This is a genomic window from Pseudoalteromonas rhizosphaerae, from assembly GCF_902498845.1.
In the GTDB taxonomy this organism is placed as follows: domain Bacteria; phylum Pseudomonadota; class Gammaproteobacteria; order Enterobacterales; family Alteromonadaceae; genus Pseudoalteromonas; species Pseudoalteromonas rhizosphaerae.
Map to the genome: position 1 here is coordinate 36870 of NZ_CABVLM010000013.1, position 13155 is coordinate 50024.

Sequence of the window (13155 nt, forward strand, 5' to 3'; positions counted from 1 at the left end):
GTACATTTGTCCATTGTAATTATAATGCATTGATAGTAGAGGTTTTAATGAGAGATAAGCTAATAGCGGCTACATTGTTAGTAATAATGGTGTTGAATTTTTTTGATGTGCTAACAGATATACGTTTAGGGGTGCCGCAGTGGCATATTTTTTCCGAAGGCTTGATCGTCGTTATCTCTGCAGCCTGTGCTATTTACTTAATTAGAGACATTCGTGCGCGTACAGCTAATATTAATGCGCTGAAACAAGAATTAGTGCATTCAAAAAAAGAACTTAAAAACATATCACAAGCAATGATGGATGCACGCCATGAATACAGCGGCGTTATTCAAACTCAATTTTCACAGTGGACATTGACCCGCAGTGAGCAAGAAGTCGCGATGTTGTTACTTAAAGGCTTAAGCTTTAAAGAAATAAGCGCACTAAGAAGCACAAAAGAAAAAACCGTTCGTCAACAAGCGTCCGATATTTACAGCAAAGCCGATGTAGAAGGCCGACATGAGTTTGCTGCATGGTTTTTAGAAGACTTTATGCAACAAGGACAATACCAACCAACAAGTTCAAGCCTCAATTAATTGACAAGCTACAAAGGTGAGGCCTCTGGTTATTTCTATAGCTTTGCATCCGCTGCGCATTAAATCTTAAGGAATAATTAAAAACCTTAATGATTATCTCTGTGTAAAACTAGATGAGTTCATTTTACTATGACAACCATTGCTCAACTTAGCAAAAACATAACCCCCTACAGCCCCTGCAAGCAGCTGCATATAAAAACCCCAGCCTCTTGCGCCCGCTATAATAGTAATATTCATAATTGACTCAATAGCAATTAAAGCCGTAGCAAACGCCACAATACCCGCAATTACAAATAATTGCGCACCTTGTTTTTTAACTTTTTTAGCAATAAGCCAGGTAACCAAAAACGCGATAGCAAGTGCAATAGCAATAGTGCAATAGCAATAATAGCGCCATAGGTCGGTAGCAAGCCGAGCCAATCTTCAAGGGTTAAGTTAACACGGTCATTAAAGCCCACCACAACACCCACATTAACTAATTGATTGACAACGTATTGACTATGAAACAAGCTAGCGAGTGTAAATGTAAGTAACCAAGAAACTAAAAATGAAGGGAGTATACGTGTTAAAAACGACATGGTTATCTCAATTTAAAATGAAACTTTTTTCTTACAGTAGCAAAGGCTTGCAGGGTAAACAATCTCTACGTTGTATTACTCTACTCTCGCTTTTAGCGTTTTCTTGTAACGCCAGTGCCGAGTTACCAAAACAGCAATACACTGCTGATACCTTAGCAACGGGACTCAATTCACCGTGGAGCATGGTTAAACTCCCAAACAATACCTGGTTAGTCACAGAACGTGATGGTCATATTGTTATCATTAAAAACAACCAACAAACCCGAGTTAAACTAGATTTCGAGGGCTTATACGTTGCAGGTCAAGGCGGCCTACTCGATATAGTGCTTTCGCCAAATTACAGTGAATCAAAAGAAATTATATTCACTTACGCTCAAGGTGAGCTTGATGCAAACAGGCTCGTTATTGCCAAAGCTACGTTTGATGGTGCGCAATTTTCAACGCCAAAAATTATTTATAGAGTTGCCACTGATAAAGACACACCACAACATTACTCAGGCCGCGCCCTTGTCCTACCCGATAATACCTTATTATTTTCAAGTGGCGATGGCTTTGACTACCGTGAGCAAGCACAGGTTATGACCAGTCAACTTGGCAAAACATTACGCATAAACTTAAACGGCACGATACCAAACGATAACCCATTTATTAATCACAAAAATCCTGCAGCTCATGCTGTGTACTCACTCGGGCACCGTAACTTGCAAGGCTTGGTTTATGATTACGATACACAGCAAATTGTTAGCCACGAACACGGCCCCGCAGGCGGCGACGAACTAAACTATTTAACCCCAAGCACCAATTACGGCTGGCCGGTGATCACCAACGGAGATGATTACTCACAAGCACGTATTTCACCGTTTAGAGAATACCCTGGAATGGCTAAACCAACGGTTGATTGGACGCCCTCAATCGCCCCTTCTGGCATGGCTTATTATGGCTCAAATCATTTAGCTTTTCCCTCACTACAACAGCATGTGCTAATCACTACGCTGGTCGATAAAAAGCTCTACAGCGTTAATTTAGCGAATGGTGAACTTACCCAGACTCATGTTTTACCAGAGGTAACTGGGCGTTTGCGGGATGTATTTGTTACAACCGAGGGTAATATCGCGGTGTTAACCGATGGAAAAGATGCAAAATTGCTGCTGATAACGCCAAAGTGATTAGCTTGACTAGATCGTTCAACACAACTGTATCTAAATACTCGACGAGCTTTTTATATGATTATCAGGTCTTATTTTTTGCTGTTTGAGCGAAAGTCAAAAAGAAAGACCTGACTTTATTGGTTTTTGCGATGCATATTTCTGATTAAATACAATCAAGGTGAGTTAGTTAAATTGGCTTTCGTCTATTTCAATGGTTATGCTATTTAATAAATCGTTAGTGAACTTTTCACTTTCTTCTTTACTGACATAACTTCCTTTGCCTTGAATATTTGCAAGTAACTGGTTTGCAATCTCCTCATAGGCAACATCTAATTGAGTCTGTAATGTTTTAATATCGTCGTGAGTCATCGAGTTGCCTAAAATAAAAGGCTTACTGGGATTCATTGGCCCATAGTTGCCTTCCCAAATTACATTACCTGTTTTAGACTTAAGGACGGCTTTGAGCTGAGGTAAAAACCTTGTGCTTTTTTCGTCGGTAAAAATGACGCACCATGGCTCAAGTGTTATAACTTGTTTATGAAGATTTTCATTTAAGTGAATAGACTTTACTGATTCTTTTAAAATTTGAATGCTATTTAGCGAATTCAACAAAGTGCTCGCTAAATCAAAGTTCTCTTTTAAGTCGAGCTCTAAACTGCCTTTCATGTGCTTTTCATTAGACAAATCAGATGCTATAACGCCAAGAACCCCATAACGCAGCCCTACATCATCCGACGTATTAACCCAATTAGTAATAACAAAACCTGAACCTTCAATTCTTCGATCCCCTATAGCTAAACTCCAATCATTCCAATCGATATTTAATACATCTAGTTTAATTTTTTCATTTGAACCTAAAGGAACAGCACCTCCCCTTTGAACCGATTGGCACGCTGAAACTAAAAAAATAAAAGTGAATATAAATAGGTGCTTATACATTATAAAACAATCCTTGTTAAAAACTCGATTAATCAAAAGTAAACTATAACACCCTTATTTAACTCTGCGCACTAGTTAAAGTTTTATAGAATGAATGATGGAAACAAAAATAATTTTATGATGATAGCAGCATTATTTTACTAACTGTGTAGTGGTACAGTTATCCAATAATGAATCCAAAATTGAACTTGGAGACTCATCTGCCAAAAGCTTCATACTAAAAAACAGTAAAAGTGTGCCAAAGGTTAATCTCATACTCTACTCATATATACCTTGCTAAGCAGATAAAAATTGTTGGGTATAATCGCGAAGCAATGGCCATCTGTTTTTATTCCGTTTAAGCAACTTATAGTTACTACTTTTCATCTTCGTCATAAATTATTGAAGCTAGTACTGGACGAACTACTGCAAGAATTAAAATAATAATTACCAACGCCCCCATAACTAACTTAATTAGTCTAAAAAACCATGGTCTTTGCCATATTTCTCCCGTTTCCTCATCCATCTTTTTTTGTTTGATGAATTCGTCGTAAGCCTTATTCAGATCTGTGTGCTTAGTAATTTTAGGGTATTCAATAACAATACCAATTTTAGCAAGTGAAACTCGAGCTAACTCGGATTGTTCCTGGTTGACGTAAAGCATATGATTTTTTACATCGGCATAGTAATAAATACGTTCTTGCTCTAGTACGTCCGCAATTTTAACAGAGTCAACCAACCGCATATCTTGAATTAACGGCCTATAAATGGGGCTATCTTCCTTTACCCATTTAACAATAAAAACAGCAAAAAGCATTGATATAATCAGAACCAATAATAGTTTGTGTTCTTTTGTGATGAGTTTATTAATTTTATCTCTCCGTGATATCGATAATACAGCCGAACTTGCGAGTAGTTATAACTCTACAATTTGGGGAAATTGTGAGTGTTTTGGCACTAAGTGCCAGCGATTAATTTTCCCAAGCCAGCTTGCTGGCTGGCTGTACAACATTGGCTTGTTATGTGCCGGGCAATGGTTATTCACCATCTATATTTCTTCCAACTCTACTTTTGCTAGTAAACCACAATACAGCAATAAGAATCTGGCTTGTGAATAGTAAGCCACTGGATATTTTAAACGTCAACTGCACACCTGTACTAGGACAACCCCACATACAAGTTGACAACAGTCCCATCACCGATGCGCTTAAGGCTATAAAATTGACTAAAAATATTAACAGGTATTTCATTTATCTAGTGGCACATAACGAGCCTGTAGAATAACTCGTTTTTAATTTATTTTTATTGATGCTTTACCATAGCCGAGTTCCTATTTTGATTCAATTAGTTACTTCAATTTTTCGTAAAATATAAAAAGAGGATTTGCTGTTGCTTTAATTGGCGTTTTGGCAGGTATCACAGGTCTTTAAGTGGCTTATTTTAGGTGATAAGGGCTTACTTTTATTAATGCATCGTGTTTTACATATCAATATTAAGCCTTCACGTTCATCCTCATTTACTTCTCATTCTCTTTGTGCAAAAAATTTTGTGAATTATTCACAAAGAGGTTTAGAGGCGCTGCGCTTAAGAGGTTGAAGTTAAAGGTGCTAGGGTCTAGGGAAGTGACTAGGTCTTAGCCCGAAAATTAAAATATTCTTTTTGTTTTCTCATTTACTCTCATTCACCCTCATTCACTTCTCTTTGTGCAAAATGGTTTTAAGTGATTTACTCACAGGAGGACAAATAAGCAAATGCTGTACTAATAACGTAAGGGCTATTCTGTCGCGCTTCTTATATGTGTTTGCCGTAAGCTGCTTGCTTAACAGCCGCATCGACAGACGAAGAAAACGAACTTGTTTATTGATTTAGGATTGATCGTCAATTTATAAAAACGGTCAAAAAGAACAGTAGCGCCTATTGATAGAGTTAAGGCTGATATGTTTTAACTGCTCAGTACTCTTGCTGGAATTTCTCATGTAATTCGTAGAGCTTTTCAGCTATTTTTACACCTGTAGAATTACGACTTTTCCTCATTATATTTGCAACAGCACCGCCAACAGCTTTACCTGCATAGTTTGTCATTGGGCCATGTTTAGACATGTTTTTTTTAATATCCAACCATAAAGGCAATAGCTTATCAGGGAAGTGGCTAGGATTAAGACTACCCGTTAAATTGTTAACAAGTAGCAATCTAATTTTAACATCCCCAGGGCGATACAAAGCTCCTTGATTGCCTCTGAAATTCTATTTTTCGCATAATCGTATCGAAAAACTCAATCCTTTAAGAGCAACGCCTCGCTTAACCAGCGCAAAATACAGGCTAAAATTAGCGACGAAGGAGCGCAAGCCTGCTGTTTTGCGCCCTTTGTGGTTTAAGGGTTTGTTAGTTTTCAATGCTTACCAACAAATGCCACAATCCAATCATGCTCTTCATTACCTGTCGTTTCAGTATCAAAGAACTCTGATATTTCAGCTTTCATAGCATCTAACTCGCTTACACCCTCTTCGAGGGTTGATAAGTAAGTTGTATGAAAGAAGCAACCATACACCCCACTAGTTATAGAATATGGCGCAATATCACCACCTTTTTCCAAAGTTAGACGGGCACCTTTAGAATGCTCCTCATCCTTAATTATTTCACCTATTTCAGAACCTATCGTTCCGATGGTATCTCCATTATCAGTTTGATTCCACATAGCTCAACTTTTGAAAAATAACGGCTTATTGAACACCACTTTTGGGGGTTATAACACCCCAAAACGGCGTATATTACATAGCTTCATAATTCCACTAAACAACTCCAATGTAAACATACAATTACGCATGTTATAAAATTACCATGGTTAAAATACACCAAAACGACTTTTAAAATGGAATCATACTTAAACCATTTAATAAACTCGCAAAATGTAGGGCAAGGCACGCGAGCACAGGCATTGAATGTGCTAAGTTTCTTATATAAATTAACGCGCTAAAGCCGATTCCTACGCGGTGAGTTTCACACCGAGTTAATCTCACAGCTCGCTAACTTTACTCTCGCTAACTTGCTAACTGAACCCTGATTAACAAAAAAGCCGCTGTTCATTACAAACAGCGGCTTCTCTTCTTAAAGCTTACGGCTTAAAACTTACAGCTCTAAAGCTTATTTAATTACTTCAAGGCCGTTCATATATGAACGAAGTACTTCAGGCACGACTACTGAACCATCCGCTTGTTGGTAGTTTTCAAGTATTGCTACTAGAGTACGGCCAACCGCTAAACCCGAACCGTTTAGTGTATGCAATAACTCTGGCTTTTTCTCACCATTGCGACGAAAACGTGCTTGCATACGGCGCGCTTGGAAATCCACCATGTTTGAACATGATGAGATTTCACGGTAGGTATCTTGCGCTGGTAACCATACTTCTAAATCGTAGGTTTTTGCTGAGCCAAAGCCCATGTCACCCATACATAAAATTACTTTACGGTATGGTAGCTCTAGTGCTTGTAATATTTGCTCTGCGTGACCTGTTAGCTCTTCCAATGCTTGCATTGAATCTTCTGGTTTTACCAGCTGTACTAGCTCAACTTTATCGAACTGGTGCTGACGAATAAGGCCACGAGTATCACGGCCATAACTGCCAGCTTCACTTCTAAAACACGGAGTGTGGGCAGTTAAACGAATTGGTAAATCTTTTTCGTCGTAAATTTCGTCACGCGCGCTGTTTGTCAGTGGTACTTCTGCAGTAGGAATTAAGCTAAAACCTTCTTGCTCTTCACCGTCATCATTTACAAGACCTTTAGTGTGGAATAAGTCTTCTGCAAACTTAGGTAATTGACCTGTACCGTATAAACTGTCGCGGTTTACTAAATACGGTACGTACATTTCTGTATAACCGTTTTTATCTGTATGCGTGTCTAGCATAAATTGCACTAGTGCACGGTGCATGCGGGCCATTGCGCCGCGCATTACAGTAAAGCGTGAACCGGTAATTTTAACGCCCATTTCAAAATCAAGGCCGTTTAAATCTTGTCCTAAGTCTACATGATCTTTTACTGCAAAATCATACTTTTTAGGCTCGCCCCAGGTTGAAATCTCAACGTTGTCAGATTCATCAGCGCCCGCTGGTACTGATTCATCAGGTAAATTTGGGATAGCTAAAGAAATTTGCTTAAGCTCTTCTAAAATAGCGTCTTGCTCAGCTTTAACACTATCAAGTTGCGCGCCTAAGTTGCTTACTGCATCTAACAATGGTTGTGCATCTTCGCCTTTAGCTTTAGCTTGGCCAATCGCTTTGGAGCTACTGTTACGCTCACTTTGTAATTCTTGTGTTTTTACTTGTAATGTTTTGCGTTTTTCTTCAAGTGCGCTGACAGTCGCAGTATCTAGCTCGTAACCACGTGCTGCTAGACGCGCAGCTGTTTGCTCGAGATCTTGACGTAATAATTTAGAATCTAACATGTTAGTTTTTAACCTTTTTGCATTACCAGCTGAAGGCCCAGCCAAGCCATAAAAATACACACCACCACATTTAAGGTGATATTGAGGGCCATTTTAAAAAAGTGACCTTGTTGTAATAACAACAACGAATCCATTGAAAATGTCGAGAAGGTGGTCAAAGCACCTAGAAAGCCAATCCCTATAAAGGTTTTAGCGGGGCTAACGGTGATAATTTCGCGCTCTATCAAACCGTATAATACGCCCATCAACAATGAACCAAGAATATTAACCGTCAACGTGCCAAAAGGGAATCCCCTACCAAGTAGTTTTAGCATGGTTTCACTAATAAAAAACCGTAAACAGGCGCCTGAGGCTCCTCCTGCGGCAATCATGAGATATATCTTAAGGCTTGTCATAGCGTTTTATGTCACTGTGATGATCGCGCTCTTTTAAATAGTCGAGCTTTTGCTTTATTTTTTGTTCTAAGCCACGATCCGTTGGAAAGTAATATTGCTTATCGGCTATCTGCTCTGGAAAGTACTTTTCTCCTGCAGCATAGGCGCCTTCTTCATTGTGCGCATAGCGATATTCAGCACCATAGCCTAAGTCTTTCATTAAGTTCGTTGGTGCATTACGTAAATGCTCTGGCACCGGGTAACTTGGCTCGCTCTGCGCATCCGCTTTGGCTTGATTAAACGCCGCGTACACCGCATTACTCTTCGGTGCGCTAGCTAGGTAAATCGTAGCTTGTGCAATTGCACGCTCGCCTTCACTTGGTCCAACTCGCTGAAATATATCCCATGCATTGAGGGCCACTTCCATGGCACGCGGATCAGCATTACCAATATCTTCAGTGGCGATGGCGAGTAACCGCCTTGCAACATACAGCGGATCGCCGCCACCGGCTAAAATACGACAATACCAATACAAAGCACCATCTGGGGAGCTACCTCGAACTGACTTATGAAAGGCTGAGATCAAATCGTAAAATTCATCCCCCCCTTTGTCATACTTGGCTAAATGCGTTGGCAATACTTGACTGAGTACGTGCTCATCAACTAGGTATTGGCCGTTTTGCTCTACGGTTAAATCAATCGCCTGCTCAAGTAAATTAAGCACTTTACGAGCATCGCCATCACTGGCTTGGCACAACGCTTGTTTAGCATTTTGTGCAAGTACCACCGTTTTATTTTTCAGTTCATCATCGCTTGCAAGCGCTCGCTCAATAACAAGATGCAAATCAGTGTCTTGCAGCGATTTAAGGACATATACTCGTGCTCGCGATAAAATCGCATTGTTTAGTGCAAACGAGGGATTCTCGGTGGTGGCACCAACAAAAATAAAGGTACCATCCTCTATATGTGGTAAAAACGCATCTTGCTGAGATTTATTAAAACGATGTACTTCGTCAACAAACAGTAAGGTACGTTGGCCACGACCTTCAAGGTTAGTACGCGCTTCACTCACCGCATCACGAATATCTTTAATGCCTGCCGTTACCGCCGACATTTGAATCAGCGCCGCATCGGCATGGTTGGCAATAATTTGCGCTAAGGTAGTTTTACCAACGCCCGGCGGCCCCCACAAAATAAGACTGTGGCAACGCCCTGCTAAAATAGCTTGATAGAGAGGCTTATCTTGGCTTAATAGATGTTGCTGGCCAATATACTGATCTAAACTGGTTGGTCGCATGCGCGCAGCAAGTGGGCGCACATCCGGGCCAAAATTAAAGCCTAAATTACTCACCTTGACTTTGATCGTCTATTTCAACGCCTTCAGGAATACTAAACTCAAAGGTTGAAGTAGCAAGGCTTTGATTTACTTTAGTGTCGCTAAAAGTAAATGTAGATGATTGCCCGGAGCTGTCTTTAACCAATAATGACGCTAAGCCTACTTTATCTGCTGCAAACACAATATCCAGCTGTTCAACTTGGCTTTCAACGCCTTTATTAGGTGTAACACTGAACCCAGTATCCGTGGCGTGTACTTGGTACTTTTGCCATTGCGCCGGATCTTTGGAGGTGAGTAATACAAACGGTGTTGAATCAATCAAACTGTGAGTATTCATAATCGTTACTTGCTCAGCAAAGCTGTCGAAGTAATAGGTTTTATCGCCATTTGATACAAATAACGTGTCATCAGGGCTCGCTTGTTGCCAACGGATCATCATTGGCTGTTGTAAGGCGATAGTACCTTCACCTTGCATAATTGATTGACCTTGGTCGTCATTAACTTGCTGCGCAAATTGCGCTTGAAAACTCTTTAAACCGGCCAGTTTATCTTGTAATGCTTGGCTGTCATCCGTTGCACTGTCACTTGCAAATACTGATGCTGATAAAAAACAGCTAATTGCTAAGGCTAAATATTTAATTTGTTTCATTTAATTTGCTCCACCATTGGGCACTAATACATCACGGGCACCGTTATGACCTGGTGCGCTTACAATACCCGATGTTTCCATTTGTTCAACTAAACGTGCGGCACGGTTGTAACCAACACGTAATTTTCGCTGCACACTTGAAACTGACACTTTGCCTGTTTCAACAACAAATGACACGGCTTCATCATAAAGCGGATCTGATTCTTCATCCGCGTTTTCACTGGCTTCGCCTGGCAATAAAATATCCTCAGTGGCGTCACCATTTAAAATTTCGTCTATATAATTTGGTTTTGCACGTGCTTTCCAGTCATTCACCACCGCATGTACTTCATGGTCATCAACAAACGCGCCATGTACACGTATCGGTACGCTGGTGCCCGGCGGTAAATAGAGCATATCACCCATACCTAGCAGGTTTTCTGCGCCTTGTTGATCTAAGATGGTACGCGAGTCAATTTTACTTGATACCTGAAACGCCATTCGCGTTGGGATATTCGCTTTAATTAAACCAGTAATTACATCAACCGATGGGCGCTGTGTTGCTAGTATTAAATGAATACCTGCCGCTCGGGCTTTTTGCGCAATACGGGCAATTAGCTCTTCAACTTTTTTACCAACAATCATCATCATGTCAGCAAATTCGTCAATCACCACCACGATACTCGGTAACTTACCTAACTCGTCTGGTCCTTCTTTCATACCATCAGTATCTTTAAATAATGGATCGAGAATCGGGTAACCCGCCTCTTTCGCATCCAATACCTTTTGGTTGTAACCTTTTAAGTTACGAACACCTAACGCCGACATTAACTTATAACGACGTTCCATCTCACCTACACACCAACGCAGCGCATTGGCAGCTTCTTTCATATCGGTGACCACTTCACACAGTAAATGTGGGATACCTTCGTAAACAGAAAGTTCCAACATTTTCGGGTCAATCATGATCATACGCACATCATCAGGGCCTGATTTGTACAGTAAGCTTAATATCATTACATTAACGCCCACTGACTTACCTGAACCTGTGGTACCTGCCACCAGTAAATGCGGCATTTTACCCAAATCAGCACAGATTGGTTCACCGGCAATATCTTTACCTAAGACCATAGTCAGTGGCGATGGATTTTGCTCAAATTTTGGCGCGTCGATTACTTCTGATAACCGCACTATTTCGCGGTGTTTATTAGGTAATTCAATCCCTACATAGGTTTTACCCGGAATAACTTCAACCACTCGGACACTAACCGCTGATAGCGAGCGGGCTAAATCTTTAGCAAGACCAGTAATTTTAGAAACTTTAATACCCGGCGCTAAATCAAGCTCAAAACGGGTTACAACAGGTCCAGGGTATACGGCAACAACCGTAGCTTGAACGTTAAAATCAAGGAGTTTAGTTTCAACTAACCTCGATACAGCTTCAAGCTCTTCTGGTGAAATTGGGTTTTTGGCTTTATCAGGTCTATCTAACAAATCAAGCGTAGGCAATGGCGTACTTGGCGGCTTTTCTTCGAGTAGCTGCTCAAACTTTTCTTTTGCGGTAGGTGGAGGCTGATAGGTACTCTTTGGTTTTGGCATTGGTCTTGCTGGCGAAACCACAGTAGTAACTGGTTTTTCAGGCTCAGTAACATGGCTTTGATCAAGCGCATTTAAGGCAGCCGCAGTGTCCATTGGTTCATCATCAATGGCGCTAAAATTAATTTCTTGATCCAGAATGTCATCCAAATCATCAAATGCAGGATGAGAGTCTTGATTTGACACCGCACTATCACTATCCACTTTTGGTTCTGAAAAGCGAATGGCGGGTGTCTCTTTACGTGTCTGTTGCTCATTAACAGGGTCTTGTTCAATTGCAACTTCAGTATTTGCAGTGCGTTCGCGTTGTAACCATGCTTTTAAGTGATGGGCAATAAAACGATAACCTCGCATGATCAAATCGCCAATAAAATCGACACATTGCACCCACGACACGCCTGTTAATAATGTTAATCCAGCAAAAAAGAAACATAATAATAAAATCGAGGTACCGGTAAAGTTAAATGCAGGCATCATCGCTGAAGCTATCACATCACCGACTACCCCACCGGATGAAAAATTATAAATATCATCAAAATTAATACTACTGATAGCCGTTGCTGAAGTGATAAATAATGCAAAACCAATCACTCTAAGCGATAACGTTGTATAGTCGAGTTGAAATATTCTATGAGGTTGCTTAAATAATAAGTAGCCAAATATTTGTAGTGCAGCTGGCACAAAATAAGCTAACCAGCCAAATGTCAGCAATAAAATATCGGCGATCCACGCACCTGCAGCTCCAGTTATGTTTCTTACATTGTCATAACCTGTTTGCGACCAACTCGGATCAGCAGGATCAAAGCTTACCAGCGCACACAATATAAATATTGCGGCAAAGGTGCTAATTATTAAACCGGTTTCTAATAGTCTTTGTACACCATTTAGGCGCATAACTCGCTATTCCTCATTTTTCTTTGTACTTCTTTGTACTCATTCTTAGCAATGGAATACCTTAGCAGGAAATACTTTTTGTTGCACTTTATCTTAACCATGATGGCCTGATTATGAACAGGTTTTTATTAATCGCGCATGTATCAATAATACAACTTAAGTAGTTACTAAAAAATAGCGCATAGTTCAGCCGATATATGGGCGAATAATCACCCCTTGCTCGCCTTTTACTTCTTCCATAACAACATAGGTACGGCTTTCACTAACGTTCGGTAGCTTGAGCAGAATATCCCCTAATACACCACGATATTCAGACATATCATTTACGCGGGTTTTTAGTAAAAAGTCAAAGTTACCCGAGACTAAATGGCATTCGATAATTTCATCATGCTTTTTAACTGCAGCACTAAATTCATCAAACACATCAGGTGATGTTTTAGTGATTGTCACTTCGACGTACACCGACAAACCTTGCCCAAGTTTAGCAGGGTCAACCACGGCTTTATAACCGACGATGTAACCTTCGCGTTCGAGCTTTTTTACACGCTCTAAACAAGGCGTTGCACTGAGCCCCACACGTCGAGCTAATTCAACATTAGACACTCGGCCATCGTGCTGTAGCTCTATTAAAATCTTACGGTCAATACGGTCTAATAACTCATGCATA

General features: G+C 40.4%; 13 protein-coding genes and 1 pseudogene. 3 read left to right on the forward strand and 11 right to left on the reverse strand.

Translation table 11 applies throughout. From position 1 onward, the window contains the following. Positions 1 to 47 precede the first annotated feature (47 nt). Positions 48 to 575: a helix-turn-helix transcriptional regulator gene (locus PSR9079_RS18070; protein WP_145242241.1), complete on the forward strand. Its 528-nt coding sequence runs from the start codon at positions 48 to 50 to the stop codon at positions 573 to 575. A 93-nt stretch (positions 576 to 668) separates the two neighbouring features. Here the strand turns inward: PSR9079_RS18070 and PSR9079_RS18075 are convergent. Beyond that, a pseudogene (locus PSR9079_RS18075) lies at positions 669 to 1153 on the reverse strand (hypothetical protein). On the opposite strand from PSR9079_RS18075, the gene PSR9079_RS18080 reads away from it, so the two are divergent. Then, positions 1138 to 2319, forward strand: coding sequence for a PQQ-dependent sugar dehydrogenase (locus tag PSR9079_RS18080; protein WP_149982713.1), 1182 nt, complete (start codon positions 1138 to 1140; stop codon positions 2317 to 2319). The pseudogene PSR9079_RS18075 and the gene PSR9079_RS18080 overlap by 16 nt on opposite strands. Before the next feature lie 165 nt (positions 2320 to 2484). Here the strand turns inward: PSR9079_RS18080 and PSR9079_RS18085 are convergent, their stop codons facing one another. The 4 genes from PSR9079_RS18085 to PSR9079_RS18100 all read right to left on the reverse strand — a co-directional run bounded on the left by PSR9079_RS18085 (position 2485) and on the right by PSR9079_RS18100 (position 5915). Beyond that, positions 2485 to 3240, reverse strand: a complete 756-nt coding sequence (locus PSR9079_RS18085; protein WP_149982714.1) for a hypothetical protein — start codon at positions 3238 to 3240, stop codon at positions 2485 to 2487. Between the two features lie 355 nt (positions 3241 to 3595). Next, positions 3596 to 4036 (reverse strand): hypothetical protein, encoded by a 441-nt coding sequence (locus PSR9079_RS24280; protein ID WP_149982715.1) that lies wholly within the window; start codon positions 4034 to 4036, stop codon positions 3596 to 3598. Between the two features lie 1133 nt (positions 4037 to 5169). Further along, positions 5170 to 5319, reverse strand: coding sequence for a hypothetical protein (locus PSR9079_RS23800; protein ID WP_218939788.1), 150 nt, complete (start codon positions 5317 to 5319; stop codon positions 5170 to 5172). Positions 5320 to 5609: 290 nt separating this feature from the next. After that, a complete protein-coding gene (locus PSR9079_RS18100; RefSeq protein WP_145242229.1) occupies positions 5610 to 5915 on the reverse strand; it encodes a hypothetical protein in 306 nt (101 codons plus the stop codon). A gap of 174 nt (positions 5916 to 6089) precedes the next feature. Between PSR9079_RS18100 and PSR9079_RS18105 the strand changes: the two genes are divergently transcribed. Then, a complete protein-coding gene (locus PSR9079_RS18105; RefSeq protein ID WP_145242227.1) occupies positions 6090 to 6194 on the forward strand; it encodes a phage integrase N-terminal SAM-like domain-containing protein in 105 nt (34 codons plus the stop codon). Positions 6195 to 6361: 167 nt separating this feature from the next. Here PSR9079_RS18105 and serS read toward each other — a convergent pair whose 3' ends face one another. From serS to lrp, 6 genes are all read right to left on the reverse strand, one after another. Further along, positions 6362 to 7660, reverse strand: a complete 1299-nt coding sequence (serS, locus tag PSR9079_RS18110) for a serine--tRNA ligase (RefSeq protein ID WP_149982716.1) — start codon at positions 7658 to 7660, stop codon at positions 6362 to 6364. A gap of 8 nt (positions 7661 to 7668) precedes the next feature. Next, positions 7669 to 8031 (reverse strand): fluoride efflux transporter CrcB, encoded by a 363-nt coding sequence (gene crcB, locus PSR9079_RS18115; protein WP_425468868.1) that lies wholly within the window; start codon positions 8029 to 8031, stop codon positions 7669 to 7671. Positions 8032 to 8041: 10 nt separating this feature from the next. Continuing rightward, positions 8042 to 9385: a replication-associated recombination protein A gene (locus PSR9079_RS18120; RefSeq protein ID WP_149982718.1), complete on the reverse strand. Its 1344-nt coding sequence runs from the start codon at positions 9383 to 9385 to the stop codon at positions 8042 to 8044. Further along, a complete protein-coding gene (lolA, locus tag PSR9079_RS18125) occupies positions 9378 to 10019 on the reverse strand; it encodes an outer membrane lipoprotein periplasmic chaperone LolA (protein ID WP_149982719.1) in 642 nt (213 codons plus the stop codon). Before lolA ends, PSR9079_RS18120 begins: the two co-directional genes overlap by 8 nt. Next, a complete protein-coding gene (locus PSR9079_RS18130) occupies positions 10020 to 12488 on the reverse strand; it encodes a DNA translocase FtsK (RefSeq protein ID WP_145242216.1) in 2469 nt (822 codons plus the stop codon). Between the two features lie 186 nt (positions 12489 to 12674). Then, positions 12675 to 13154 (reverse strand): leucine-responsive transcriptional regulator Lrp, encoded by a 480-nt coding sequence (gene lrp / locus PSR9079_RS18135; protein ID WP_145242214.1) that lies wholly within the window; start codon positions 13152 to 13154, stop codon positions 12675 to 12677. Position 13155: the final 1 nt, after the last annotated feature.

Coding starts and splice junctions, on each gene's coding strand:
- PSR9079_RS18070 (WP_145242241.1), top strand. CDS start 48: ATGAGAGATAAGCTAATAGCGGCTACATTGTTAGTAATAATGGTGTTG.
- PSR9079_RS18085 (WP_149982714.1), bottom strand. CDS start 3,240: ATGTATAAGCACCTATTTATATTCACTTTTATTTTTTTAGTTTCAGCG.
- PSR9079_RS24280 (WP_149982715.1), bottom strand. CDS start 4,036: ATGCTTTTTGCTGTTTTTATTGTTAAATGGGTAAAGGAAGATAGCCCC.
- PSR9079_RS23800 (WP_218939788.1), bottom strand. CDS start 5,319: ATGTCTAAACATGGCCCAATGACAAACTATGCAGGTAAAGCTGTTGGC.
- PSR9079_RS18100 (WP_145242229.1), bottom strand. CDS start 5,915: ATGTGGAATCAAACTGATAATGGAGATACCATCGGAACGATAGGTTCT.
- PSR9079_RS18105 (WP_145242227.1), top strand. CDS start 6,090: ATGGAATCATACTTAAACCATTTAATAAACTCGCAAAATGTAGGGCAA.
- serS (WP_149982716.1), bottom strand. CDS start 7,660: ATGTTAGATTCTAAATTATTACGTCAAGATCTCGAGCAAACAGCTGCG.
- crcB (WP_425468868.1), bottom strand. CDS start 8,031: ATGATTGCCGCAGGAGGAGCCTCAGGCGCCTGTTTACGGTTTTTTATT.
- lolA (WP_149982719.1), bottom strand. CDS start 10,019: ATGAAACAAATTAAATATTTAGCCTTAGCAATTAGCTGTTTTTTATCA.
- PSR9079_RS18130 (WP_145242216.1), bottom strand. CDS start 12,488: ATGCGCCTAAATGGTGTACAAAGACTATTAGAAACCGGTTTAATAATT.
- lrp (WP_145242214.1), bottom strand. CDS start 13,154: ATGCATGAGTTATTAGACCGTATTGACCGTAAGATTTTAATAGAGCTA.